Origin of the sequence: Streptomyces sp. NPDC090499 (assembly GCF_044769305.1) — a bacterium.
In the GTDB taxonomy this organism is placed as follows: Bacteria; Actinomycetota; Actinomycetes; order Streptomycetales; family Streptomycetaceae; genus Streptomyces.
In genome coordinates this window covers 252,735-277,588 of the sequence record NZ_JBIVXP010000011.1, presented here as the reverse complement: position 1 = coordinate 277,588, position 24,854 = coordinate 252,735, and the positions used below count along the sequence as shown (strand labels likewise).

The 24,854-nt window shown below is 73.1% G+C and carries 26 protein-coding genes; 14 read left to right on the top strand and 12 right to left on the bottom strand.

Annotation, left to right across the window (positions count from 1 at the left end):
- Positions 1 to 49: 49 nt before the first annotated feature.
- The 4 genes from ACIQVL_RS34595 to ACIQVL_RS34580 form a co-directional block, all read right to left on the bottom strand.
- Complete coding sequence (locus ACIQVL_RS34595; RefSeq protein ID WP_403477309.1) at positions 50 to 928, bottom strand: hypothetical protein; 879 nt, start codon at positions 926 to 928, stop codon at positions 50 to 52.
- Between the two features lie 28 nt (positions 929 to 956).
- A complete protein-coding gene (locus ACIQVL_RS34590; RefSeq protein WP_403477308.1) occupies positions 957 to 1,664 on the bottom strand; it encodes an LPXTG cell wall anchor domain-containing protein in 708 nt (235 codons plus the stop codon).
- Positions 1,665 to 1,898: 234 nt separating this feature from the next.
- The gene (locus ACIQVL_RS34585) at positions 1,899 to 2,417 is read right to left on the bottom strand and encodes an ATP-binding protein (RefSeq protein ID WP_403477307.1); all 519 of its coding nucleotides are present in this window, start codon (positions 2,415 to 2,417) and stop codon (positions 1,899 to 1,901) included.
- Between the two features lie 184 nt (positions 2,418 to 2,601).
- Positions 2,602 to 3,012, bottom strand: a complete 411-nt coding sequence (locus ACIQVL_RS34580; RefSeq protein WP_403437317.1) for an STAS domain-containing protein — start codon at positions 3,010 to 3,012, stop codon at positions 2,602 to 2,604.
- A gap of 305 nt (positions 3,013 to 3,317) precedes the next feature.
- On the opposite strand from ACIQVL_RS34580, the gene ACIQVL_RS34575 reads away from it, so the two are divergent.
- A complete protein-coding gene (locus ACIQVL_RS34575; RefSeq protein WP_403437316.1) occupies positions 3,318 to 4,211 on the top strand; it encodes an RNA polymerase sigma factor SigF in 894 nt (297 codons plus the stop codon).
- A gap of 159 nt (positions 4,212 to 4,370) precedes the next feature.
- A complete protein-coding gene (locus ACIQVL_RS34570) occupies positions 4,371 to 5,891 on the top strand; it encodes an RICIN domain-containing protein (RefSeq protein ID WP_403477306.1) in 1,521 nt (506 codons plus the stop codon).
- A gap of 1 nt (position 5,892) precedes the next feature.
- Here ACIQVL_RS34570 and hutI read toward each other — a convergent pair whose 3' ends face one another.
- The 4 genes from hutI to hutU all read right to left on the bottom strand — a co-directional run bounded on the left by hutI (position 5,893) and on the right by hutU (position 11,538).
- Positions 5,893 to 7,107 (bottom strand): imidazolonepropionase, encoded by a 1,215-nt coding sequence (hutI, locus tag ACIQVL_RS34565; RefSeq protein ID WP_403477305.1) that lies wholly within the window; start codon positions 7,105 to 7,107, stop codon positions 5,893 to 5,895.
- A 44-nt stretch (positions 7,108 to 7,151) separates the two neighbouring features.
- Positions 7,152 to 8,498 (bottom strand): formimidoylglutamate deiminase, encoded by a 1,347-nt coding sequence (locus ACIQVL_RS34560; protein WP_403477329.1) that lies wholly within the window; start codon positions 8,496 to 8,498, stop codon positions 7,152 to 7,154.
- On the bottom strand, positions 8,489 to 9,691 hold the full coding sequence (locus ACIQVL_RS34555) for an allantoate amidohydrolase (RefSeq protein WP_403477328.1): 1,203 nt from the start codon (positions 9,689 to 9,691) through the stop codon (positions 8,489 to 8,491). The genes ACIQVL_RS34560 and ACIQVL_RS34555 overlap by 10 nt, the downstream gene beginning before the upstream one ends.
- A gap of 182 nt (positions 9,692 to 9,873) precedes the next feature.
- Positions 9,874 to 11,538, bottom strand: a complete 1,665-nt coding sequence (gene hutU / locus ACIQVL_RS34550; protein ID WP_403437313.1) for a urocanate hydratase — start codon at positions 11,536 to 11,538, stop codon at positions 9,874 to 9,876.
- A 130-nt stretch (positions 11,539 to 11,668) separates the two neighbouring features.
- On the opposite strand from hutU, the gene ACIQVL_RS34545 reads away from it, so the two are divergent.
- The 5 genes from ACIQVL_RS34545 to ACIQVL_RS34525 all read left to right on the top strand — a co-directional run bounded on the left by ACIQVL_RS34545 (position 11,669) and on the right by ACIQVL_RS34525 (position 15,345).
- Positions 11,669 to 13,060 (top strand): diaminopimelate decarboxylase, encoded by a 1,392-nt coding sequence (locus ACIQVL_RS34545; RefSeq protein ID WP_403477304.1) that lies wholly within the window; start codon positions 11,669 to 11,671, stop codon positions 13,058 to 13,060.
- Between the two features lie 172 nt (positions 13,061 to 13,232).
- Positions 13,233 to 13,622 (top strand): hypothetical protein, encoded by a 390-nt coding sequence (locus tag ACIQVL_RS34540; protein WP_046731666.1) that lies wholly within the window; start codon positions 13,233 to 13,235, stop codon positions 13,620 to 13,622.
- Complete coding sequence (locus ACIQVL_RS34535; RefSeq protein ID WP_403437310.1) at positions 13,619 to 14,410, top strand: transcriptional regulator; 792 nt, start codon at positions 13,619 to 13,621, stop codon at positions 14,408 to 14,410. The genes ACIQVL_RS34540 and ACIQVL_RS34535 overlap by 4 nt, the downstream gene beginning before the upstream one ends.
- A gap of 31 nt (positions 14,411 to 14,441) precedes the next feature.
- Positions 14,442 to 14,954, top strand: coding sequence for a roadblock/LC7 domain-containing protein (locus ACIQVL_RS34530; protein ID WP_403477303.1), 513 nt, complete (start codon positions 14,442 to 14,444; stop codon positions 14,952 to 14,954).
- A gap of 16 nt (positions 14,955 to 14,970) precedes the next feature.
- Positions 14,971 to 15,345, top strand: coding sequence for a hypothetical protein (locus tag ACIQVL_RS34525; protein WP_403437307.1), 375 nt, complete (start codon positions 14,971 to 14,973; stop codon positions 15,343 to 15,345).
- A gap of 7 nt (positions 15,346 to 15,352) precedes the next feature.
- Here the strand turns inward: ACIQVL_RS34525 and ACIQVL_RS34520 are convergent, their stop codons facing one another.
- From ACIQVL_RS34520 to ACIQVL_RS34510, 3 genes are all read right to left on the bottom strand, one after another.
- On the bottom strand, positions 15,353 to 15,955 hold the full coding sequence (locus ACIQVL_RS34520; protein WP_403437306.1) for a hypothetical protein: 603 nt from the start codon (positions 15,953 to 15,955) through the stop codon (positions 15,353 to 15,355).
- A 95-nt stretch (positions 15,956 to 16,050) separates the two neighbouring features.
- A complete protein-coding gene (locus ACIQVL_RS34515; RefSeq protein WP_403437305.1) occupies positions 16,051 to 16,893 on the bottom strand; it encodes a MurR/RpiR family transcriptional regulator in 843 nt (280 codons plus the stop codon).
- Positions 16,890 to 18,398 carry an aromatic amino acid ammonia-lyase gene (locus tag ACIQVL_RS34510; protein WP_403437304.1) on the bottom strand — a complete coding sequence of 503 codons (1,509 nt, stop codon included), beginning with the start codon at positions 18,396 to 18,398 and terminating at the stop codon, positions 16,890 to 16,892. The genes ACIQVL_RS34515 and ACIQVL_RS34510 overlap by 4 nt, the downstream gene beginning before the upstream one ends.
- Positions 18,399 to 18,539: 141 nt before the next feature.
- On the opposite strand from ACIQVL_RS34510, the gene ACIQVL_RS34505 reads away from it, so the two are divergent.
- From ACIQVL_RS34505 to ACIQVL_RS34480, 6 genes are all read left to right on the top strand, one after another.
- The gene (locus tag ACIQVL_RS34505) at positions 18,540 to 19,577 is read left to right on the top strand and encodes an ABC transporter ATP-binding protein (protein WP_403477302.1); all 1,038 of its coding nucleotides are present in this window, start codon (positions 18,540 to 18,542) and stop codon (positions 19,575 to 19,577) included.
- On the top strand, positions 19,574 to 20,215 hold the full coding sequence (locus tag ACIQVL_RS34500; RefSeq protein ID WP_362600220.1) for an ABC transporter permease: 642 nt from the start codon (positions 19,574 to 19,576) through the stop codon (positions 20,213 to 20,215). Before ACIQVL_RS34505 ends, ACIQVL_RS34500 begins: the two co-directional genes overlap by 4 nt.
- 1 nt (position 20,216) lies before the next feature.
- Positions 20,217 to 20,879, top strand: a complete 663-nt coding sequence (locus ACIQVL_RS34495; protein ID WP_403437301.1) for an ABC transporter permease — start codon at positions 20,217 to 20,219, stop codon at positions 20,877 to 20,879.
- An 11-nt stretch (positions 20,880 to 20,890) separates the two neighbouring features.
- Entirely contained in the window at positions 20,891 to 21,820 is a 930-nt protein-coding gene (locus tag ACIQVL_RS34490) for an ABC transporter substrate-binding protein (RefSeq protein ID WP_403437300.1), read from the top strand.
- Positions 21,821 to 21,964: 144 nt separating this feature from the next.
- On the top strand, positions 21,965 to 22,588 hold the full coding sequence (locus ACIQVL_RS34485; RefSeq protein WP_403477301.1) for a carbonic anhydrase: 624 nt from the start codon (positions 21,965 to 21,967) through the stop codon (positions 22,586 to 22,588).
- Between the two features lie 72 nt (positions 22,589 to 22,660).
- A complete protein-coding gene (locus ACIQVL_RS34480; RefSeq protein ID WP_403437297.1) occupies positions 22,661 to 23,074 on the top strand; it encodes a hypothetical protein in 414 nt (137 codons plus the stop codon).
- A gap of 22 nt (positions 23,075 to 23,096) precedes the next feature.
- Here the strand turns inward: ACIQVL_RS34480 and ACIQVL_RS34475 are convergent, their stop codons facing one another.
- Positions 23,097 to 23,858: an SDR family oxidoreductase gene (locus ACIQVL_RS34475; RefSeq protein ID WP_403477300.1), complete on the bottom strand. Its 762-nt coding sequence runs from the start codon at positions 23,856 to 23,858 to the stop codon at positions 23,097 to 23,099.
- Positions 23,859 to 24,005: 147 nt separating this feature from the next.
- Between ACIQVL_RS34475 and ACIQVL_RS34470 the strand changes: the two genes are divergently transcribed.
- Entirely contained in the window at positions 24,006 to 24,851 is an 846-nt protein-coding gene (locus ACIQVL_RS34470; RefSeq protein WP_403477299.1) for a helix-turn-helix transcriptional regulator, read from the top strand.
- Positions 24,852 to 24,854 lie beyond the last annotated feature (3 nt).

Here is a 24,854-nt window from a genome sequence, read left to right as displayed (position 1 = left end):
GCCGTCAGTGCCGCCAGTACCGGGACCGGTCTCGGGACCGCACGCACCCTCACCTCGCTGCTCCCGTCAACTCGACGTCCATGGACACGGGTTCGGCCGTGCGGGCGACTCGCCGCCCGCGCAGTCGTACGACCGTCACCGCCGCCCCCGCCACGAGCGCGGCCGCGACGCCCGCGACCGCGCCCCAGGGCACGAACCGTGCCTCGGTGTCCGCCGTGTCGTGCGCGCCGTCCGCCGCCGTCGCCGTCAGCCGGACGTCGACCGCGTCCAGGGCAGGGTGGCCGGGCCAGGGCTCGCTGAGTTCGGTGCGGGTGCCGGGGGCGAGGCGGACCGGGAGGGTGCGCGCGGCCCGGTCCAGGAGGACCCGGCCGAACAGGCCGTGGGCGCGCACCGCCAGCTTCGGTGCGAGCACGGTCGTACCCCGGTTGACCAGCTCGTACGTGATGCGGTCAGCGTGGACGGCGACGTGTTCGACGGTCAGGGCGCAGAGCGCGGGGCCGCCGACGCGCAGGCGGATGCGGGCGGTTGCGGTGCGGCCGTCGGCGTCCTTCGCCACGAGCGTGCCGGTGCGGTCGCCGGGGGCCGCGCCCGCCGGGACGGTCACCGTGAAGGGGACGTCGGCGCGGGTCCGGGCGGGGACCCGGACGGTCGGCTCGGCGAAGGTCACGGGGGCGCCGGTGCCGGTGCCGGTCAGCCGTACCGTGACGGGGTGGCCGCCGGAGTTGGTCACCGACACGGTGTCCTGGAGGACCGATCCGGGGGTGCCCTCGGCGTAGAAGGCGGGGCGGCCGCCGCCCGCGGGCGCGAAGGACCAGCCCGCGGCGGCCGAGGCGTGCGGGGCCGGGGCGAGCAGGGTCAGCGCGGCGAGGCCGAGGACGCGGACGGCGGACCGGGCTGCGGACCGGGCTGCGGACGGGGCGGACGGCATGGGCGGCTCCAGCGGTCGGACCCGGAGGTCAGCGGCGTGCGGTCTGGTTCCGCCGGGTCAGCCAGAGGGTGCCGGCCGCGCCGGCGAGCAGCACGGTGCCGCCGAGGGTGCCGAGGGCGACGAACGAGTCCTCGGGGCCGGTCTTCGGGAGGGTGCCTCCGGAGTCGGTGCCGGTGCCGCCGGACGACGAGCCGGACCCGCCGGAACTGCTCGACCCGCCGCCCGCCGCGGTCACGTCCAGGGTCAGGGACGGGCCGGGGTTGTTGGTGGGGTTGCAGGTGGTCGTCGTACCGAGCGCCTTGATGGTGAGCGTGCCCGCCGTGAACGTCACCTTGCCGGACTTCTCCGGGGTGTAGGTGCCGCTCAAGTCGTTGATCTTGATGGGGGTGTTGGCGGGGATCGCGGCCTGGTTGGCGGCGCCGGTGACGCTCAGGGTGCCGCTGTCGGCGCCGCCGAGCCTGATGGTGGCGCTCGGGTTCATCGCGCCCTTGCCGAGTTCGACGGGGCTGGAGGAGACGCCCTTCTGCCAGGACATCGTGATCTTGTATCCGCTGCCGCTCTTGACGCCCTTGATGTCGATCGGGGAGACGGCGCTCTTGTCGCCGATCGGCGTCTTGCACTGGTAGTTGACGTTGACGACGGTGGCGTGCGCCGCGGGGGCGGCGAGCAGCACCGCCGATCCGGCCAGGGCGGCGGCGGACGCGAGCACGGCGGTACGTTTCGGGTACGACGACACGGTCGGTCCACCCCATTCGTTACTGACGAGGTATCAGATTCGGCCGTCAAGGTACGCCGGGGCCCATGAGGAGGGAAGAGAAAGGGCGTGGCGGAAGTGTGGGGATGCCGAAGCGCCCCGTGCGCTTCAGCGCCCCTCAAGGGGCGCTGGGGGTCCCCCGGCCGAAGGCTGGGGGAGGAAACTGCGCGACCAGCCCCAACCGGCCGTCAGCCGAAAACGAGAGCGCGGCGCCTCTTACGCCGGCGCCCCCAACTCCGCCCACACCGTCTTCCCGGCCGCCCCCTGCGTCCTTACAACCCCCCAGTCCAGACACAGCCGTTGCACGATGAACATCCCGTGTCCCCCCGGCCGCCCCGCCCGGTGCGGCGTCCGCGGCGCCGGCTGTCCGGCCCCCCGGTCGGACACCTCCACCCGGATCACCTTCCGGTCGCAGGCCAGGAACAGCTCGTCCGGCCCCTCCGCATGCAGGCACGCGTTGGTGACGAGCTCGGAGACGACGAGCAGTACGTCCTCGGCGGCGGCCCTGCGGTCGGCCGTCGCGGCCGGCAGCCACCCCCACGCGTGCAGCGCCTGGCGGGTGAAATCGCGGGCGAGCGGTACCACCCCGCTCTCGCCGTGGAGGCGCAGCCTGCGGACCTGACGACCCCCCGCCGAGGCCGGCAGCTCGTCGGACGCCGCCCCCTCGGACACTCCCGAAGCGCCGCTGGGCTCCGGGCCGCGGTCGCCCGGCGGGTAAGGCCGGGTCGTGCTCATCAGCGCTTCACCTCACCGATTCACCGGTTCACATGGAAAATTTCAGGTTGCTGCAGTTGGTACGGGCCTGCCGGTGCGATCGACTCGAACGGGGCCGGGCCGGGCGGTGACAGATCCAGAATCTCTCCTGCCCGAGCGATCCACGGGAACACCCCCCGGTTCCGGACGCCGGGCCGGCCGGGGCTCAGCCCTCGCCGCCGGTGCTGCCGGTCCCGCCCCTGCCGTTCTCGTCGGCCAGCGCCGCCTCGACGGAGTCGTGGACGGTGAAGACCGCCTCGGCGCCGGTGATCTCGAAGACCCGGGCGACGACGGGCAGCATCCCGGCGAGGTGCACCCCACCCCCGGCGGCCTCGGCCCGCAGCCGGGCGCCGAGCAGCACGTTCAGCCCGGTGGAGTCGCAGAACTCAAGGCGTGAGCAGTCGACGACAAGGCGTGAGAACCCCTTGTCGAGGAGATCGTCGAGCGGCTCGCGCAACAGGTCGGCCGTGTGGTGATCGAGCTCACCCGCCGGAGTCACGACGGCGCTGGAGCCCGCTTCCCGCACTTCCACCAGAAGCCGGCCCGACTGTGCGCTGCCGACCGTCCCGTGGTCCATTGCCGTCTCTCTCCCGAGGTCGTGACCGCTTCTGTCACCGTCTGACCGTTGTCCGACGATGCCCACCGATGTCCGCCGAACGCCGTGTCGACGCCCTCGAACATTACGCCTTCTGCACGCAACCCGACACCCGAACTACCTCTCAGAACCGGACAAACCACAATAGAACGGACTTGCGAGTGACTCGGCGGAGCGGGTAGGGCTAGTAGGGACACGTAACCGACACGGCCGGCTTTGGAGGCGCCGCACACCGCAGTGCACGCACGGCTCCGGCAGCCTCATTGCCGAGAACGATGGAGGACACCATGTCACCCCGGCTCGACGCCTCGCACGCCCACACGGCGACGTCGACTCCCCCACCGGAACCACTGGATGCCATCGAGGGATTCTTCGCCGACCTCGGACTCCCGGAGATCCCCCCGTACGACGAGGTCGACGCGGTCGACGCGCGAGCCATGTCCAAGACCCTCTTCGAGCGGCTGGAGTCGCTGGAGGAAGGCACCCACGCATACTCGTACGTCCGCAACACCCTGGTGGAACTGAACCTCGCGCTGGTCAAGTTCGCCGCCTCCCGCTTCCGCTCCCGCAGCGAGCCGATGGAGGACATCATCCAGGTCGGCACCATCGGCCTGATCAAGGCGATCGACCGCTTCGAACTCTCCCGCGGCGTCGAGTTCCCCACCTTCGCGATGCCCACCATCATCGGTGAGATCAAGCGTTTCTTCCGCGACACGTCGTGGTCGGTACGCGTCCCGCGCCGCCTCCAGGAACTCCGCCTCGACCTCGCCAAGGCGGGCGACGAACTGGCCCAGAAGCTGGACCGCGCCCCCACCGTCGCCGAACTCGCGGAACGCCTCGGCCTCTCCAACGAGGAGGTCGTCGAGGGCATGGCGGCGTCCAACGCCTACACCGCCTCCTCCCTGGACGCCCAGCCCGACGAGGACGAGTCCGAGGGCGCCCTCGCGGACCGCATCGGCTACGAGGACCACGGCCTGGAGGGCATCGAGTACATCGAGTCCCTGAAGCCCCTCATCGCCGGACTCCCGGCCAGGGACCGCACCATCCTCTCCCTCCGCTTCGTCGCGGGCATGACCCAGTCGGAGATCGGCGACGAACTCGGGATCTCCCAGATGCACGTCTCCCGCCTGCTGTCCCGCACGCTCGTGCAGCTGCGCAGGGCGCTGACCCTGGAGGAATAGGCCCCGGCCCGACCGCCGCGCCGCTGGGGCGACGGGGATCCCCCCGCCGGCCCCCGCCCCGGCCCGCTGCGTCTTTGGCCAAAGCTGCCCCGCTACCGCGAGTCACACCCCAAACTGGCCGGTACGTCAGGAAGGACGGCCCGCGAGAAGGGGTGCACGATGGTCCAGGACATCCAGGGCGACCCGCCCTCGGACGCACGCCTGACCGAACTCCTGCGCACCTCCACGGCCACCGCCTACCCGGCCCTCCAGGAACTCCGCGCCCGCCATCACCCCGCGGTCCTCGCCTACGCCCGCCTCTGCACGGCCGGCGACGCGGCGGCCCGCCGGCTCGCCGCGCAGACCTTCACCACCGCCGCCCGCGACATCGCGCGCGGCGCCGAGCCGGTCGTACCCCTGCGCCACCACCTGCTCCTGCTCACCGCCCGGCTGGCGGCCGACTGGTCCGGCGGCGAACACTCCGCCGCCCTGGACCCCACCTTCCTGCTCGTCCTGAACTCCTCCGGCGCCTCCGGCGGCCCGACCCCGCCCCTGCTCCCGGCGTTCCAGTCCCTGCCGTCCCGCACCCAGGGCCTGCTCTGGTACGGCGTGCTGGACCGGGAACCCGACGAGCACACCGCGACGTACCTCGGCCTGACCCCCGAGGACGTCCGGTACGGCATCCCGCCCGCCCTCCAGTCCCTGGCCCAGGCCTGCCTGCGCGCCCGCCTGGCCGCCTCGGACGACCCGCGCTGCGCGGACTTCCGCCGCCTGATCGAGGAGTCGGTGCGCCCGGAGAACCCCCGGCACAGCCCCGACCTGCACGCGCACATGACCCACTGCCCGCACTGCACGGCCGCGTTCGAGGACCTCGGCGCGCTCCGCGACACCCCGCGCGAGACCCTGGCGGAGGGCCTGCTGCCGTGGGCCGGAACGGCGTACGCACGCCACGAGACCCCGCCGGCCCCGCCCGCCGGCCCCGACCCCGCCCCACCCCGGCAGCGCCGCCAGCCGTCCCGGCGCCTGCTCCTGACCTCCACGGCACTGGGCGTGGCCCTCGTCCCGCTGCTCCTCGTCCTCCTGGCGCACCGGGACACCCACACCCCCGACCCGGCCGCGGCCACCCCGCCGGCACCGAGTCCGCAGGTGACCGTGACGGCGACGGCGACGGTGTCCCCGGTGCCGTCGGGTGCCTCCCCGACGGCGAGTACCAGTGGTATGTCACATACCTCCACCCCGACCCCGTCCCGGCGCCCCACCCCGACCCCCTCCTCCCCCAGCCCCACCCCCGAACCCCCGGGAACGGCCTACGCCCAGGTCGTGAACCTCGCCACCGCCCGCTGCCTGGACGTCCGCGACGGCGACTTCGGCAACGGCACCGACGTGATCACGGCCCCCTGCTCCGGCTCCGCCACCCAGCGCTGGCGGGTCGACCCGGACCGGGACGTCCTGCAGTCCGCCGCGGACCCCGACTTCTGCCTGGACAGCCGGGGTTCGGTCGACAAGGGCGTCGGCATCTGGAACTGCGACTCGGTGGACGGCGACCACGGCGACAACCTCCGCTTCACCGTCACCCCCGACGGCGAGATCCGCCCGGAAATAGCCCTCGAAACGGCCCTCACCCCGACCGGCGACGACGGCCTCGCCCTGGACCGGGTGAACGACGAAACGTCCCAGCACTGGCGGGCGGGGGCGGGCTGACTCAGCCGACGACCCGTACGCCCTTCCGCCACACCCCGCTGACCAGCGGCACCCCCGGCCGGTACGCCAGGTGGACGTGGCTCGGGGCGTCGAGCAGGAGCAGGTCGGCGTGGGCGCCCGGGGTCAGGCGGCCGATGTCGGTCCGGCGCAGGGCCGCCGCGCCGCCGGCCGTGGCCGACCAGACCGCCTCGTCGGGGGTCATCCGCATGTCCCGTACGGCCAGGGCGATGCAGAAGGGGACGGAGGAGGTGAAGGACGAGCCGGGGTTGCAGTCGGTGGAGAGGGCGACCGTCACGCCGGCGTCGAGCAGGCGGCGGGCGTCGGGCCAGTCGGCGCGGGTGGAGAACTCGGCGCCGGGCAGCAGGGTGGCGACGGTCCGGCTGTTGGCGAGGGCGTCCACGTCCGCCGCCGTGAGGTGGGTGCAGTGGTCGGCGCTGGCCGCGTCGAGTTCCACGGCGAGCTGGACGCCGGGGCCGTAGGAGAGCTGGTTGGCGTGGATGCGCGGGGTCAGCCCCTTGGCCTTGCCCGCGGTGAGGATGGTCCGGGCCTGGTCGCCGTCGAAGGCGCCCTTCTCGCAGAAGACGTCGATCCAGCGGGCGTGGGGGGCGCAGGCGTCGAGCATCTCGCCGGTGACGAGGTCGACGTAGGCGGCCGGGTCGTCGGCGTGGTCGGGCGGGACGATGTGGGCGCCGAGGTAGGTCACCTCGTCGGTGTGCCGGGCGGCGACGCGCAGGGCGCGGGACTCGTCGGCGACCGTCAGGCCGTAGCCGGACTTCGTCTCGAAGGTAGTGGTGCCCTGGCGGAGGGCCTCGGCGAGGTAGTGCGTGAGGTTCCGCTCCAGCTCCTCGTCCGTGGCGGCGCGGGTGGCCGCGACGGTCGTGCGGATGCCGCCCGCCGTGTAGGAGCGGCCGGACATGCGGGCGTTGAACTCCTGGGTGCGGTCGCCCGCGAAGACCAGGTGGGAGTGCGAGTCCACGAAGCCCGGCAGCACCGCCCGGCCGCCCGCGTCGACCCGATTGTCAGTGGCGGGTGCTTTGCTGGATTCACCGGTCCACACGACACGGTCGCCGTCGATGACGACGGCCGCGTCCTGGATCAGACCGAGAGGGGAGTTTCCCCCACTCTCGAATTTGCTCGAGCGGGGGGACCCCCATCCGAGGGAGGGGTCGTTGGTGACCAGCGTGGCGATGTTGGTGATGGCGGTGCTGCTGCTCATGGTGTCCTCGTCGGAGTCCTTGGATTCCCGGTGGGGGCTGGTCGTCAGGCGCGAAGGGCTTCGACGGCCCGCGCGAGGGCCTGCGGCACATCGGGCACGAGGGTGTGCACGCCGTCCCGTACGACGTGCCGGCCGGCGACGACCGTGTGCCGTACGTCCGCCGCGGTCGCCGCGAATACGGCCGTCTCGGCGCCCAGTCGCGGCAGCGGCCCCGCGGTTCTGACGGAGTCGAGCGCGATCGTCGTGAGGTCGGCGAGCATGCCGGTCTCGATGGCGCCCGCGTCGTCCCAGCCGAGGGCGGCGTGCCCGTCGGCGGAGGCGGCGCGCAGCAGGGCGGCGGCCGTCCAGTGGCCCCGGGTGCGGGTGCGCAGCCGTTCGTTCAGCTCCATCGCGCGCGCCTCTTCGAGCAGGTCGATGACGGCGTGGCTGTCGGAGCCGAGGGAGAGCGGCGAGCCCGCGCGCTGCAGGGCGACGGCCGGTCCGATGCCGTCGGCCAGGTCGCGCTCGGTGGTCGGGCACATGCAGGTGCCGGTGCCGGAGCCGCCGAGCAGGGCGATGTCCTCGTCCGTGAGGTGGGTGTTGTGGACGCCCGTGGTGCGCGGGCCGAGGACGCCGTGGTCGGCGAGCAGCCGGGTGGGGGTGCGGCCGTGGGCGGCCAGGCAGGCGTCGTTCTCCGCCGTCTGCTCGGACAGGTGGACGTGCAGCGGGGCCCGGCGCGCCTCGGCCCAGCCGGCCACGGTCGCCAGCTGCCCGGCGGGCACGGCCCGCACCGAGTGGATCGCCGCCCCGATCCGTGCGTGATCCCGTTCCTTGAGAACTGAACAGCGTTCGGCCCAGGCCTCCGCGCTGCCGTCGGAGAAGCGCAGCTGGTGGGCGTTGGGCGGCTCGCCGAAGCCGCTGGACAGGTAGGCGGTGTCGAGGAGGGTGATCCGGATGCCGGCGTCGGCGGCCGCCGCGATCAGCGCCTCGCCCATGGCGTTGGGGTCGGCGTACCGGGTGCCGCCGGGGGCGTGGTGGACGTAGTGGAACTCGCCGACGCAGGAGACGCCCGCCAGCGCCATCTCGGCGTACACCGCGCGGGCGAGCGCGTGGTAGGTCTCCGGGGTCAGCTGGTCGGCGAAGCCGTACATCAGCTCGCGCCAGGTCCAGAAGGTCCCGGAGCCGACCTGGACGGTGCCGCGCAGGGCGCGGTGGAAGGCGTGCGAGTGGGCGTTGGCCAGGCCGGGGAGGGTGAGGCCGCGCAGCACCTCGGCACCGGGCGGCGGCGCGGGCACCTCGGTGCGCACCGCCGTGATCCGGCCGTCGGCCACCTCCACGGCGACGCCCGGCTCGACGTGCGTGTCCAGCCAGGCGTGCTCCAACCAGTACGTCGTCCGTGTCGTCACGCGCAGGCCAGCCCTTCCAGTACGTCGGCGAGTGCGCTCACCCCGGCCACGCAGTCGTCCTCGGCCGCGAACTCGGCCGGGGAGTGCGAGACGCCGGTGGGGTTGCGCACGAACAGCATGGCGGTCGGGATGCTCCCGGAGAGGATCCCGGCGTCGTGTCCGGCGCCGGTGCCGAGGACGGGCACGGTGAGGCCGGTGTCACGGCCGAGGATGCGGCCCAGCTCGTCGCGCAGGGCGTGGTCGAACTCCACGACCGGCGTGAACGACTCGCGGACCACGTCCAGGTCGATGCCGTGCGCCTCCGCGTACTCCCGGGCCGCCTTCTCGATGCCGCCGACGACGGTGTCGAGGGTGGCCTGGTCGGCGGCGCGGGAGTCGAGCCAGCCGCGCACCAGGGAGGGGATGGCGTTGACGCCGTTCGGCTCGACGGCGATCTTGCCGAAGGTGGCGACGGCACCGGCGAGTTCGGCCTCGCGGCGGGCGGCGAGCACGGTCTCGGCGTACGACAGCATGGGGTCGCGCCGGTCCACCAGCCGGGTGGTGCCGGCGTGGTTGGCCTCGCCGCGGAAGTCGAACCGCCAGCGTCCGTGCGGCCAGATGGCGCTGGCGATGCCGACCCGGTCACCGGACAGGTCAAGGGCCCGGCCCTGTTCGACGTGCAGCTCGACGAAGGCGCCGATGCGGGCGAGCCGCTCCGGGTCGGGGCCGATGGCGTCGGGGTCGTGGCCGGCGGCCTCCATCGCCTGCGGCAGCGTGACGCCGTCTCCGTCGGTGAGCCGGTGGGCCTGCTCGACGGTCAGGTGCCCCGCGGTCAGCCGGGACCCGACGCAGGCGAGCCCGAACCGGGCGCCCTCCTCGTCGCCGAAGTTGACGAGGGCGAGGGGCCGGGTGAACCGGGCTCCCCTCCCCCGGAGCTCGTCGAACGCGGCGAAGGAGGACACGACGCCGAGGGGGCCGTCGAAGGCGCCGCCGTCCGGCACGGAGTCCAGGTGCGACCCGGTGACGACCGCGTTCCCGGCCGCCGGATCACCGAGCCAGGCCCACTGGTTCCCGTTCCGGTCGACCTCGTACGCCAGCCCGCGCGCCTCGGCCTGCTCCCGGAACCAGGCCCGGCACTCGGCGTCGGCCGCGGTCCAGGCGAAGCGCCGGTAGCCCCGGGAGCCGGCGTGCCGCCCGACGGGAAGCAGCTCCCGCCACATCTCGTGGAACGAGCTGCCGCCGGGCACAGGTTGTGGGTGACCACCAGGCTGTGGGCAGTCGTTCCGCGGGGCGATGGGGGTCCCCCCGCTCGAACGAAGCTGAGAGTGGGGGAGGGCGGGCACAGCAGCACCGGCGGACGGCGACGAGAGCTCAGCGCCCGCCGAAGAGTCCCCGCTCTTCGTCACGCGGACTCACCTTCACGCATCGGGACGCGGACGCCCCGCTCCTCGGCGACCGACTCCGCGATGTCGTACCCGGCGTCCACGTGCCGGATGACACCCATGCCGGGGTCGTTGGTCAGCACCCGGCGGATCTTCTCGCCGGCGAGCTTCGTACCGTCGGCGACGGTCACCTGCCCGGCGTGGATGGAGCGCCCCATGCCGACCCCGCCGCCGTGGTGGATGGAGACCCAGGACGCGCCCGACGCCACGTTGACCATCGCGTTCAGCAGCGGCCAGTCGGCGATCGCGTCCGAGCCGTCCAGCATGGCCTCGGTCTCGCGGTAGGGGGAGGCGACGGAGCCGCAGTCGAGGTGGTCGCGGCCGATCGCCAGCGGCGCGGCCAGCTCGCCGCTCGCGACCATGTCGTTGAACCGCTCGCCGGCCTTGTCCCGCTCGCCGTAGCCGAGCCAGCAGATGCGCGCCGGAAGGCCCTGGAAGTGGACCCGCTCGCCGGCCAGCTTGATCCAGCGGGCGAGGGACTCGTTCTCCGGGAACAGCTCCAGGATCGCCTTGTCGGTCTTGGCGATGTCGGAGGCCTCGCCGGACAGGGCCGCCCAGCGGAAGGGGCCCTTGCCCTCGCTGAACAGCGGGCGGATGTAGGCCGGGACGAAGCCGGGGAAGGCGAACGCCCGCTCGTAGCCCGCGAGCTGGGCCTCGCCGCGGATGGAGTTGCCGTAGTCGAAGACCTCGGCGCCGGCGTCCATGAAGCCGACCATGGCCTCGACGTGGCGGGCCATGGACTCGCGGGCGCGGGTGGTGAAGCCCGCCGGGTCCTTGGCCGCCGCGTCCGCCATGTCCTCGAAGGGGACCCCCACCGGCAGGTAGGCCAGCGGGTCGTGGGCGGAGGTCTGGTCGGTGACGATGTCGATCGGCGCGTCCATCGCGAGCAGCTGCGGGACCAGTTCGGCCGCGTTGCCGAGGACGCCGATGGAGAGCGGGCGGCGGGCGTCGCGGGCCTCGGTGGCCAGCTGGAGCGCGTGGTCGAGCGAGTCTGCCTTCACGTCCAGGTACCGGTGCTCGATCCGGCGCTCGATGGCGCGCGGGTCGACGTCGATGCAGATCGCGACGCCGTCGTTCATGGTGACCGCGAGGGGCTGGGCGCCGCCCATGCCGCCGAGGCCGGCGGTGAGGGTGATGGTCCCGGCGAGGGTGCCGTTGAACTTCTTGGCGGCGACGGCGGCGAAGGTCTCGTAGGTGCCCTGGAGGATGCCCTGGGTGCCGATGTAGATCCAGGAGCCGGCGGTCATCTGGCCGTACATGGTCAGGCCGAGGGCCTCCAGGCGGCGGAACTCCTCCCAGTTGGCCCAGTCGCCGACGAGGTTGGAGTTGGCGATGAGGACGCGCGGGGCCCACTCGTGGGTCTGCATGACGCCGACCGGGCGGCCGGACTGGACCAGCATGGTCTCGTCCTGCTTGAGGGTGCGCAGGGTGCGGACCATGGCGTCGAAGGAGCGCCAGTCGCGGGCGGCCTTGCCGGTGCCGCCGTAGACGACGAGCTTGTCGGGGTGCTCGGCGACCTCGGGGTCCAGGTTGTTCTGCAGCATGCGCAGGGCGGCTTCCTGCTGCCATCCCAGGGCGCTCAGTTCCGTACCGCGCGGAGCTCGTACGGGGCGGGGTCCTGACATGGTCTGCCTCCTAGCGAATGCCGGCCAGTGTGGTGTTCCTGTTGTTATTCACATCCTGGCTCTCTGAATAGAGCTAGTCAATACGTCCGGTCCGCCAGCACGGCCGCGTTCCGGATGTTTGGCTGGACTTATGGGTCTTAAGGGTGTGGACAATGACATGTCGGGGGACGACGGCGAGCGGGCCGGGCGGCGGGACGACGCCGTGCGGGCGGCGGTGGAGCAGGGACTGCTGGGGCCGGACGCGCCGATCGTAGGCCTGCTGGACGTAGCGGGCATCCGCGCGTCCGCCGCGGAGCTGCGCCGGGCGTTCGAGGCGGTCGCGGCGCCCGGCACCGCGATCCTGCACGCCTTCGCGGTGAAGGCGAACCCGCTGGTCCCGCTGGTGCGGCTGCTGGCCGGGACCGGCCTGGGCGCCGAGGTGGCCAGCGCGGGCGAGCTGGCGCTGGCGCGGGCGGCCGGGGTGCCGGCGGAGCGGACCGTGTTCGACGCGCCCGCGAAGACGGCGGCGGAGCTGCGCGAGGCGCTGGCGCTGGGCGTCGCCGTGAACGCGGACAACCCGCAGGAGCTGCGGCGCCTGGACGCCCTGGTGAGCACGGGCGGCACCGCCTCCCCGCCGCTCGGGATCCGGGTGAACCCGCAGATCGGCGCGGGCACCATCGGGGCCACCTCCACCGCGACCGCGACCTCGAAGTTCGGGGTGGGGCTGCGGGACGAGGGGGCCCGGGAGTGGATCGTCCAGGCGTTCGCGGAGCGGCCCTGGCTGACGCGGCTGCACGCGCACACCGGGTCGCAGGGGATCTCGCTGTCGCTGCTGGCGCGGGGCGTGGCGGAGACGTACGCGCTGGCCGAGGAGATCAACGCGCGGGTCGGGCGGCGGCAGGTCGACACCCTGGACATCGGGGGCGGGCTCTCGGTCAACTTCGCCTCCGAGGCGACGGAGCCGACGTTCGCGCAGTACGCGCGGCTGCTGGCGGAGGCGGTGCCGGGGCTGTTCGACGGGCGGTACGGGCTGGTGACGGAGTTCGGGCGGTCGCTGCTGGCCCGGCACGGCACGGTGGTGGCGCGGGTGGAGTACGCGAAGAGCTCCGGCGGGCGGCGCATCGCGGTGACGCACGCGGGGGTGCAGGTGGCGCCGCGGACGGTGTACGTGCCGGGGGCGTGGCCGCTGAGGATCGCCGCGTACGACGCGAAGGGGCGGCCCAAGGAGGGGGCGCCGGTGGAGCAGGACGTGGCGGGGCCGGCCTGTTTCGCGGGCGACCTGCTCGCCGAGGGGCGCCTGCTGCCGCCGCTGGAGCAAGGGGACTTCGCCGCGGCGCTGGACACCGGGGCGTACTACTTCGGCAGCCACTACTCCTACAACTCCCTTGCACGGCCGGGGGTTTACGGCTTCGCTCCGGACGGCGACGGGAGCGTGGCGTTCGCCGTGGCACGGGAGCCGCAGACGGTCGCCGAGGTCGTGGCCGAATCCGGAGGGGCGCACGCCGACGCCCTCACCACCCTGCGCGCAACCGGAAGCCGTTGAGACACCTCGGACAGCAGGGATCAACTGGTGTGAAAAGCAGCTCAGTTGACCAACACTAGTCTGCCGGATGCATGTTCCACTGGAAAATGCCAAACGCCTCACCCCTCACGCACACGTTGCGTAGTGTCTGCGTCACTCAACCGGAGAGCCACGCGGCGGGAGGGGAGCCTCGGTGCCCGGAATCGACGAGTGCTTACTGGAAGCCATGCGACTGCCCGGTGCCCGGGGCGCCGCGCTGGTCGACTGGACCAGCGGGCTGGCCCTGGGCACGGTCGGGGAGGCGCCCGGCGGTGACCACGAGACCACCGCCGCGGAGGCCGCCGAGCTGGCCCGGCTGGCCGCCGAGCACGGGGCGTTCAGCACGGAGGACGACACCGAGGTGAGCCCCCCGGTGGAGGACCTGATCGTCAGCAACCGGGACAGCTACCACCTGCTGCGGTTCGTGGTCACGTCCTTCGACGCCACCGTGTTCCTGCACCTGTGGCTGACCCGCGAGGACGGCAATCTCGCCCTCGCCCGGATCCGGCTCGGCGAGATGGCCGAGCGGCTGGTGCTGGGATGACCGTGGTCGAGACACCCCCGCCGTTGCCGGTCCGCGACCGGACGGCCCTGCACGAGAGAGCGCCCGGCGCGCTCTCCCCGATGCTGATACGCCTCGCCGAGGAGCGGGCCACCGGTGTCCTGGTCCGCGAGCACGGCGCCCTGCACCTGGCCGAGGGCCGCGTGGTGCACGCCGAGAGCCCCCTTGCACCCGGTCTCGACGTGCTCCTCACGGCCCGCGGCACGCTCGACGCGGCGGTCTGGCCCTGGACCGACGACATACCCGCCGCCGCCCACCGGGTGCTCGCCGCCGGACTGCTCCCGCGCGGCGCGCTGGAGGTGTGCCGGCTCGGCGCCCTGTACGACGCCGGTTACTTCGCGCTGGCCCCCAGCAGCACCCCGGGCCGGTTCCGGTACGGCACCACGGCCGCCGCAGGACCGCTGTCCGCGGTCCCCGTCACCGCGCTGGAGCGCGAGACCCTGCGCCGTCGCGAGCTGCTGCACCGCATCTGGCCCGACCCGTCGGCGGACGGCGCCCCGCTGATCCGCGCCGACCCCCTCGCACCACCACCGGTCACCCCCCGGCAGCGGGCGGTCCTGGACCGGGTGGACGGCGTCCGCACGGCCCCGCAGATCGCCCGGGAGCTGGGCAGACCGGCCTTCCACACGCTGGTGGACGTACGGCGGCTGGCGGCGGCCGGACTCCTCGCCCCGAGGAACACCGCGCCCGTCCCGCCTCCGCTGCCCCCCGTCACCGACCCCGACATCGCGCTGCTGAAGAGGCTCAGGGATGCGCTGGAGGCCCTTTGAACGGCACCGCCCCGCCGAGAGGAGACAGCTGATGGCGGCAGAACCCGGCAGCTCCGACAGAGAGGCCGTCCTCGACGAACTGCGCCGGTTACGCACCCGGATGCCCCAGCTCACCGGCGCCCTCGCGGCCGGTGTCGACGGCCTGGTCGTCGCCCACGACTGTCCGGGCGTCGATCCCGAGGGCCTCGCCGCCCTCACCGCGGCCGAACTCGGCGTCGCCGTCCGGGTCTCCGACGCCACCGGCAAGGGCGAGCTCAGGGAGCTGCTGGTGCGCGGCGACGACGGCTATGTCGCCACCTACGCCGCCGGCCGCAGCGCCGTGCTCACCCTGCTCGCCGAGGACCGGGTGAACGTCGGCCGCCTCCACCTGGAGGGCCGCCGGGCCGCCGCCCGGATCGGCGAGGTGGTCGACGCCGCCGAGGCCGCCGCCGAGGCCGCCGCCAAGGCCCTGCGCCCGGCCCGCGCCCCAGCCACACGGACCAGAACCACGCGCACGCCACGGACCAGCACCACCACCGACGCGCGCACCGCAACCGACAGTTGAAAGGAACCAGAAAGTCATGGCCAACACCGAAACCGCCCTGAAAGAGTGCCTCACCTCCATCGAGGGCACGACCGGCGTCGCGCTCGTCGACTACACCAGCGGGATGGCGCTGGGCACGATGGGCGGCAGCAAGACCTTCGACCTGAACGTGGCCGCGGCCGGCAACACCGACGTGATCCGCGCGAAGATGCGCACCATGGAGCACCTCGGCCTCAAGGGCGAGATCGAGGACATCCTGATCACGCTCTCCAACCAGTACCACCTGATCCGGCTGCTCAAGGGCCGGGGCGGCAACGGCCTCTTCCTCTACCTGGTGCTCGACCAGTCCCGGGCCAACCTGGCGATGGCCCGGCACCAGCTGAAGAAGATCGAGGAGGACCTGGAGGTCTGACCGGACCTCACACCAGCGCCGCGGTGCGGCGGCGGGCCCCGCCCGGGGCCGCGTCGCCCGCCGCGATGCCGGTACCGCGGTACGCCTTGACGGCCTTGCCGGCCGGGCGGCCGCCGCGCCTGTCGAGCCAGTCGACGCGCAGCCACACCAGCTGTTCGCCGGCCCGCTCCCGGCGGCCCAGCCAGGCCGCCTTCAGGCGCAGCCCGGTGCCGGTCCCGGCCAGCAGCATGCCGCCGGCCGCGGGCACCACGAAGGCCGAGCCGAGGGCGACGGCGAAGGCCAGCAGCAGCAACCAGCGGTGCCCCCGGCGCCAGTTCCGCACGGTCACCGCCCGGTCCTGGAGCACGTCGTGCTTACCGGCCCGGGCGGCCCCGTGCAGCAGGGCGGTGTACCGCTTGCGGCGGGTGAGTGCCACGACGGCGGCGCCGACGATGAACAGTGCTGCCCCGGCCATGACGCCGATGCGGCGTCCGGTGAACCCCGGCGGCAGCACCCCGACACCCGCGGCGAACACTCCGCACCACCACAGCGGCGCGGCCCCGGCCCGCACGACCACGGCCACCCGGGCCAGGCCCTGTCCGCCGCGCCCCTCTCGTCCCGCACGCGCCATGTCCGCAGCCTCCTCGCCGGTGTCGGGCCAGTCCGTATGGCGGGACGCTAACCAGCGAACGTGAGACGAGTCTTAAAGAAGCCTTCGGCGCGGGTTCACTCCACGAACAGGCCCCGCGCCGCCGCCCGGGTGTCGAACTCCTCCAGGCGGGCCTGTGCGTCCGGCAGGTCGTCGCACATGGCCTCCAGGAGCACCCGGCCGAGCAGCATCGGCGCGCACGCCGTGTCGAAGGCGAGCCCGGTGCCGACGGCGGCCGGCAGCAGCAGGTCGGAGACCTTGGCGACGGGCGCGAAGGCCGAGTCGGCGACGGTCACCACGGTCAGCCCGGACTCCTTGGCATAGCCCAGGGTGTCGACGACCTCGCGCGGGTGCCGGGGCAGCGCGAAGCACAGCAGCGCCGAGGCGCCGGCGAGGACGGCCGCGTCGATGCGGTCGTGGATCATGGTGCCGCCCTCGTCGAGCAGCCGTACGTCGGGATGCACCTTGGCGGCGAAGTAGGCGAAGCCGTACGCCTGCGAGGCGGCGGCGCGCAGGCCGAGCACCGGCAGCGGCCGGGAGGCGGCAAGCAGCCGGCCCGCCTGCTGCACCGGGCGCGGGTCGGCGAGCACCTCGGCGAGGTGCCTCAGGTTCTCGATCTCGGCCTCGACGGCCTGCTGGTACTCGTTGTACGACCCGTTGCCCGCCGCCTGCTCGGGGGGCACGACCTCGCGCAGGTGCCTGCGCAGCGCCGGGTAGCCGTCGAAGCCGAGGGCGACCGCGAACCGGGTGACCGAGGGCTGGCTGACCCCGGCCAGTTCGGCCAGCTCCACGCTGGACAGGAAGGGCACGTCGGCGGCGCGCCGCACCATGCTGTGCGCGATGCGCCGCTGGGTCGGCGTGAGCCGGTGCCCCTCGAAGAGCGCCTGCAAGCGAGTCGCAGGGCTGTCGGTCACGTTCATGACGTGCTCCCCCTCCAGATGTCCGTGAACCGGTCGAGCAGCCCGGCCGCCGCGGTGACGTCGTCCGTGAGCGGCCGGTCGGCCGGGTCCGCCTCCAGCGCCGCCTCGGCGAGCTCCAGCGCCCGCCCCGCCCCGAGCCCGGGGTCGGGACGCAGCTCACGCTGGCGCAGCGCCCGTACGGCGGCGACGAGTTCGCAGCCGACCACCAGACGGTACGCACGGCAGGCGCGCAGCGTTTGACGGGCGGCGAGCGAGGCGAAACTGGCCTGCTCCTCGACGCCTCGGGAGAGTACAGCGTGCCCGAGGGAGGCGGGCGCGGAGAAGGCGCGCAGGTCGCCGAGGGCGGCGCCGGCGGCGTACTCCAGGATCATCACGCCGGAGGAGGCGGGCTCCTGGTCGGCGAGGAAGGGGCGCAGGCGGGTGAAGGCGGGCTCGTTGAGGGAGGAGAGGCGGGAGGTGGACAGGCGCGCGACCTGGGTGACGGCGAGCCGGAAGTGGTCGAGGGCGAGGGCCAGTTGGGCCTGGTAGAAGCCGCCGTGGTGGTAGGCGGCCAGGTCCTCGGGTGAGATCAGGGGGTTCTCGGCGGCCGCGTTGATCTCGATCGCCAGCACACCCTCCAGGGCGTCGGCCGCGTCGTGGGCCGGGCCGTGGATCTGGGGCAGGCAGCGGAAGCCGTAGGGGTCCTGGATCCGGCCGAGCGGCGGGGTCGGCCGGTCGGCGGCGCCGATCAGCTCCCGCATCCGGCGGGCGACCTCGACGCTGCCCCGGTGCGGGCGGGCCGCGTGCACGGGCGCCGCGAAGGCCTCGTGGGAGCCGTCGACGGCGAGCAGCGACAGGGCGGCCACCACCTGGGTGGCCTCGATCAGCCCGCGCAGTTCGTGCAGGGCGAGCGCCGACTGGCCGAGGGTGAGGGCGTTGCTGCTGATCAGGGCGAGGGCGTCGTTGTTGTCCAGCGGCTGGGCCGCCGGCGCTCCGGTGCCCCGCCAGGGGTGCTCCCCCACCAGCGCGAGGCCCACCTGGGCGAGGGCCGCGATGTCCCCGGTGCCGACCGACCCGAACTCGTTGACAACCGGATACGCGCCGGACTCCAGCGCCTCGCACAGGGCCGTGACCACGGTCGGCCTGAGGCCCGCGCCGCCCGCCAGCAGCTGGTTGGCGCGCACCGCGAGCATCGCGCGGACCTGCCGGGCGGGGAGTTCGTCGCCGATCGCCCCGGCGTGGCTGCGCAGCAGCCGCAGCCCGTGTCCGGCGGCGGCCTCGGTGGGGACGTCCTCGTTCCGGTTGGCGCCGACGCCGGTGGAACGGCCGTAGACGCGGCCGGTCGCGGCGATCTGCCGGGCGGCGTTCCAGGACTCCTCCGCGCGGCGCATCGCCTCGGTGCCCGGGACCGGGCGGGCGGTGCCGTCGGCGAGGCGCACGACGTCCTCGACGCCCATCCCGATGCCGTCGAGTACCACCAGGCCGGAATGCGCAATTCCGGGAGCGTCCAAGATATGAGACGACATTACGCCCAAACCTCCCTCAATCCGGACACTCGATCTTGCGCACCGGCCATCCGTTACCTCGGATTAACGCGAGACCGTTGACAACCTATTCACCTACCGAGAACTCTGCATGACGTTATACAGCCGGGCAAGGGACATCTCATGATCCAGTTCGACGCGGTCCACAAGCGCTTCCCCAACGGCACCACAGCAGTTCACGATCTCTCCCTGGAGATGCCGGAGGGCGGGGTCACCGTCCTGGTCGGCTCCTCCGGTTGCGGCAAGACCACCACCCTGCGGATGATCAACCGGATGGTCGAGCCGACCTCCGGCACGATCAAGGTGAACGGCAAGGACGTCACCGAGCAGGACGCCGCCGAACTGCGCCGGTCCATCGGGTACGTCATCCAGCAGGCCGGCCTCTTCCCGCACCGCACGGTGCTGGACAACGTCGCCACCGTCCCGCTGCTGCTCGGCTGGAACCGGAAGAAGGCCCGCGCCCGCGCCGCCGAACTCCTGGAGACCGTCGGCCTCGCCGCCGACGCCGGCAAGCGCTACCCGCACCAGCTCTCCGGCGGCCAGCAACAGCGCGTCGGCGTGGCCCGCGCGCTCGCCGCCGACCCGCCCGTCCTGCTGATGGACGAGCCGTTCGGCGCCGTCGACCCGGTGGTGCGCACCCAGCTCCAGGACGAACTGCTGCGGCTGCAGAAGGAGTTGAACAAGACCATCGTCTTCGTCACGCACGACGTCGACGAGGCGGTCCGGCTCGGCGACCGGATCGCGATCTTCCGCACCGGCGGCCACCTGGTCCAGTGCGCCCCGCCCGAGGAGCTCCTGGCCCGTCCGGCCGACGACTTCGTGGCCGACTTCCTCGGCGCCGAGCGCGGCCTGAAACTGCTCTCCCTGAAGACCCTCGCCGACGTCCCGCAGGGCCCGGCACCCCAGGGCGGCGCCTGGACCCTCGTCCTGGACGCGGCGGGCAAGCCCCTGCACTGGGCCTCGAAGGACGCCGAACTGCCCGTCCGGCCGCTGGCCGACGGCGACTCCCTGCTCGCGGCGCTCGACGAGTCGATCGCCTCCCCGACCGGACTCGTCGCCCGCGTCGACGCCGAGGGCAGGCTCACCGGCGTCTCGTCCCGCGACGACATCCACGTGCACGCCGGCCAGGCGCACAGCGCGGCCCGGGTGGTGACGGCATGACCGTCGACTGGTCGTGGATCGGCGACCACACCGACGACCTCACCAGCCTCACCCTCTCCCATCTCCAGGCGGCGATGACCGCCGTCTTCTTCGGCCTGGTGATCTCGCTGCCGCTCGCGGTGGTCGCCCACCGGGTCCGCCCGCTGCGCGGCTTCCTGCTCGGCCTGTCCAACGTGCTCTTCACGATCCCCTCGATCGCGATCTTCGTGCTGCTGCTCCCGATCAGCGGCCTGACCCGCACCACCACGGTCATCGGCCTGACCGTCTACACCCTGGTCGTGCTGCTCCGGAACACGGTCGAGGGCCTGGACTCGGTCCCCGCGAAGACCAAGGAGGCGGCGAAGGCGATGGGCACCCGCCCGCTGCGCACCCTCCTCACCGTCGAACTCCCGCTGGCCCTCCCCGTGATCATGGCGGGCGTCCGGATCGCCACGGTCATGTCCATCTCGCTGGTGAGCGTCGCCACCTACATCGGCGACGGCGGCCTCGGCCAGCTCTTCACCGACGGCTTCCAGCGCGACTTCCCGACCCCGGTGATCGTGGGCGTGGTCCTCACGATCCTGCTCGCGGTGGTCGCCGACGCCCTGCTGGTGGCGCTCCAGTACGTACTGACCCCGTGGCGGCGGAGGCGAGCCTGACATGTTCGAACTCTTCAAGAACCTCGGCACCTGGCTGACCAGCGGGTCCCAGTGGGCCGGGCAGGACGGCATCGCCCACCGGCTCGCCGAGCACCTCCAGTACTCGCTGCTCGCCACCCTCATCGCGGCCGCGATCGGACTCCCGCTCGGCCTGCTGATCGGCCACACCGGCAAGGGCGCGTTCGTCGCCATCAACCTGGCGTCCTTCGGCCGCGCCCTGCCGACCGTCGGCCTGGTGGTGCTGGTCTTCCTCGCGGGCGGCCTGTCGATGCTGCCGGTGTACGTGGCGCTGGTCGCCCTCGCGGTCCCCGCGATCGTCACCAACACCTACGCCGGCATGACCGCCGTCGACCCGGACGTGAAGGACGCGGCCCGCGGCCAGGGCATGCGCGGCCACCAGGTCCTGTTCCAGGTCGAACTGCCGCTCGCGCTCCCCCTGATCATGACGGGCCTGCGCCTCGCGCTCATCCAGGTCGTGGCCACCGCCACCATCGCCGCGTACGTCTCCTTCGGCGGCCTCGGCCGCTACGTCTTCGACGGACTCGCCCAGCGCGACCTCGTCCAGGTGCTCGGCGGCGCGGTGCTGGTCGCGCTCGTCGCCGTCGTCCTCGACCTGCTGCTGAGCAGCCTGCAGCGCTTCCTCTTCCGCCACCGCACCGCCTAGGGAACCCGCCCATGAACCGTCGTACCCTCCTCGGTGGCCTGCTCGCCGCCGGTTCCGTCCCCGCCCTCGCCGCCTGCTCCAGCGGCATCACCTCCCTGGACGAGAGCAGCGGCTCGACCGCCGGCGGCGGCTCCAGCAAGGGCGGCATCACCATCGGCACCGCCAACTTCACCGAGAACCAGGTGCTCGGCTACCTCTACGCGGCCGTGCTGGAGAAGGCCGGCGTGAAGGTCAAGGTCCGCCCGAACCTCGGCACCCGCGAGATCGTGATCCCCGCCCTCAAGGCCGGCGACATCGACCTGCTGCCCGAGTACCAGGGCGCCCTCCTCAACTACCTCGCCCCCAAGGACGCCTCCGCCGAGCCGGGCACCATGCAGAACGCCCTCACCCTGGCGCTGCCCGCCGGCCTCCAGGTGCTGCCGTACGGACAGGCCGCCGACTCCGACTGCTTCGTCGTCACCCGGGCCACCGCGCAGAAGTACGGCCTCACCTCCCTCGCCGACCTCGCCAAACAGAACGGCAGGCTGGTCATCGGGGCCGCACCCGAGGTGAAGAAGCGCCGGGTGGGCGCGATCGGGCTGCAGGAGGTGTACGGCGTCGAGTTCAAGGAGTTCAAGTCGCTGGACTCGGACGGGCCGCTGGTCAAGGGCGCGCTGAAGAAGGGCGACGTGGACGTGGCGAACCTGTTCACCACCGACACCGACATCGCCGCCAACGACTGGGTGGTGCTGGCCGACCCGAAGAACCTCATCCCCAGTCAGCACATCGTCCCGCTGATCGCCGACCGCAAGGCCGACGACACCGTCCGCAAGGCCCTCGCCCAGCTCGGCAACGTCCTCACCACCGAGCAGCTCACCCAGCTCAACAGCCAGGTCGACAACGACAAGAAGGACCCGGAGGACGTGGCGGCCGCGTACGCGAAGCAGCACGGGCTGGCCTGACCGCCCGCTGTCGGCCCCCGGCCCCCGGCGCTCGGTATCGCGCGGGCGATGATCCGGCCAAGAGCCGTTAAACGAACACCGAGGGTGACGTTTCCGCCGCGTACAGTGATGAGAACCATCAGCGCCAGCACCTGAGGAAGCGTCATGGCCCCGAACCCCACGGCCCTTCCGACGGCCACCGCCGTCGGCGCGCCGGCCGTCGCCCTCGTACCGGCGGCCGTCGTCCCCGACTCGGCGAGCGCGGCCCTCGACGAACTGCTCCAGGGCAACCGGCGGTACGCCACCGGCCGTGCCCGCCGCGGCCGGACCGCCGCACCGCACCCGTTCGCGGTGGTGCTCGGCTGCGTGGACTGCGCGGCCGCCCCGGAACTGGTCTTCGACCAGGGCCTCGGCGACCTGCTGACCATGAGGACGGCCGGGCAGGTGCTGGACGAGGCGGTGCTCGGCTCCCTCCAGTACGGCGTGCAGCATCTGCGCGTCCCGCTGGTGGTGGTCCTCGGCCACGAGGGCTGCGGGGCCGTCGCCGCCACCCTCGCCCGGCTGCGCACCGGCACACCCGTCCCCGGTCACCTGGAACTCCTCGTCGACGAGATCGCACCGGCCGCCCGCCGCACCAGGGCGCTGCCCGGTGACTGGGCCGAGCACACCATGCGGGCCCAGACGATGTGGGCGCGGGACGCGATCCGGGCGGACCCCGGGTTCGCAGCGGCGTCGGTGGTCGCGGCCCGGCTCGACGCCGCCAGCGGGCTGGTGTCGCTGCTGCCCTGAGGGCGGTCCCCCCGCCGGATGCGGGGGATTTCCCCAGTGCGACGGGCCGTCCCGGCCCCTACCGTGGACGCCATGACGGATGTTCACGACACCGAGCTGAAGAAGGACCTCGCCGCCACCCTGCACGCCCGCAGGGACCTGGGGCCGGAGTACGAGTCGGAACTGGTCGACTCCTTCCTGGAGAAGATCGACCAGCGCATCGACACCGCGGTGGAGCGCGGGCTGCGCCGGGGCCTGGCCGAGCAGCAGATGCAGGCCGCCCGGGGGGCGGGCAGGAGCAAGGGCACCGACTCCTGGGGCGAGCGCTTCGGCTTCGGGATCGTGTCGCTGGTGCTGGCGATCCCGCTCTCGGCGATCAGCGGCGCGTTCGGCGGCGTGACGGGCGTGATCGTCACCTGGATCGGCATCGTCGGGGTCAACGTGACCCAGGCCGTCCGCCTCAACCCCGGCCTGTTCCACCCGGCCGACCGCGGCCAGGGGGACTGACCGGCGTCGCACCGCGCCCGCCTCACACCTGCCGGGTCGGCTGGACGACGACCTGCCGCAGGTTGACGTTGCGAGGGCGGCTCACCACGTAGCCGACCAGGTCGGCGAGGTCCTCGGCGGCCAGCGCGCCCATCCCGTCGAACATGCCCGCCACCTGCTCGCGCAGCTCCTCGCCGTCGATGTGGCTGCCGAGCTCGGTGTCCGTCAGACCGGGTTCGACATTGGTGACCCGCACGTCACGCGGCCCGAACTCGGCGCGCAGGGACTGCGAGAGGAAGGTGATGGCGGCCTTGGTGGCGCCGTACACCGCGAAGGTGGGGAAGACGACGTGCGCGCCGATGGACGACACGTTGACGAGGTCGGCGGTACGGCCCTCGGCCGCGGCCGCCACCAGGTCCCCGGTGAAGGCCCGCAGCACCCGCAGCACACCGGTCACGTTGGTGTCGAGCATGCGCTGCCACTCGTCGATCCGGCCGTCGTCGACCGGGTTGGGCAGCATGACGCCGGCGTTGTTGACGACGAGGTCGACGCGCCCGTAGGCCGTGTGCACGGCGTCGGCCGCCGCCTGCACGGAGGCGTCGTCGGTGACGTCGGCGACCACGGCGAGGGCCTCGCCGCCGTTCGCCCGGATCTTCGCCACGACCGTCTCCAGCCGGTCCGCCCGCCGGGCGAGCAGCGCCACCCGGGCGCCCGACCCGGCGAGCCGCAGGGCGACGGCCGCCCCGATCCCGCTGGCGGCGCCGGTGACGACGGCGGTACGGCCGGACAGGTTGTCGTACGACATGGGGTACTCCCTGGTGAAGTGCCGCCGGGACCGCCCCGGTGGCGTGTCTCCACCCTCGCCGGGGCCGGGCGGCCTACCCAGGGCTGAGCTTTTCCTGGGTCTGGCAGAACCAGGTTGGCGGGACGCGGCTCCCCTACGATCGAACCCATGGACGGGGAACTCGGAGACTTCCTGCGCTCGCGCCGCGCCCGCATCCAGCCCGAGGAGGTGGGGCTGCCCTCGCACGGGCGGCGCCGCGTACCGGGGCTGCGCCGCGAGGAGGTTGCGCAGCTGGCGGGAGTGAGCGTCGACTACTACATCCGCCTGGAACAGGGCAGAGGTCCCGGGGGAGTCTCGGACGCGGTGCTCGACGCGATCGCCCGCGTCCTGCGCCTGGACGAGACCGAGCACGCGTACCTGCTGACGGTGGCCCGCCCGCACCGGAAGAGCACCGCACGCCCCCCGGCCGGCCCCCGCATCCGCCCCGGCGTACAGCTGCTGCTGGACGGCATGGAGCGGACACCCGCGTTCGTGCTGGGCCGCCGGATGGACGTGCTGGCCTGGAACGCGCTCGGCGACGCGGTGAACGGGTTCAGCGCACTGGCCCCGGCCGAGCGGAACATCCCGCGCCAGGTCTTCCTCGACCCCGCGGCCGCGGGCTTCTACCCGGACTGGGCCGCCGTCGCCGCCCAGGCCGTCGCCAACCTGCGCATCGACGCGGGCCGCCACCCCGACGACCCCCGCATGGCCGCGCTGGTCGGCGAACTCTCCCTGAAGAGCGCGGACTTCCGTCGGCTGTGGGCGGACCACGAGGTCAAGGAGTGCGCGTACGGCACCAAGCGCATCCAGCATCCGGTGGCGGGCCTGCTGACCCTCCCCTACGAGACCCTCACGGTCCCGACCGACCCGGACCAGACGATCGTGGCGTACACGCCGGAACCGGACTCGGAGACGGCGGAGCGGCTGGCACTGCTGGGTAGTTGGAAAGCGACGACGACCGCAACCAATAACTGAGGA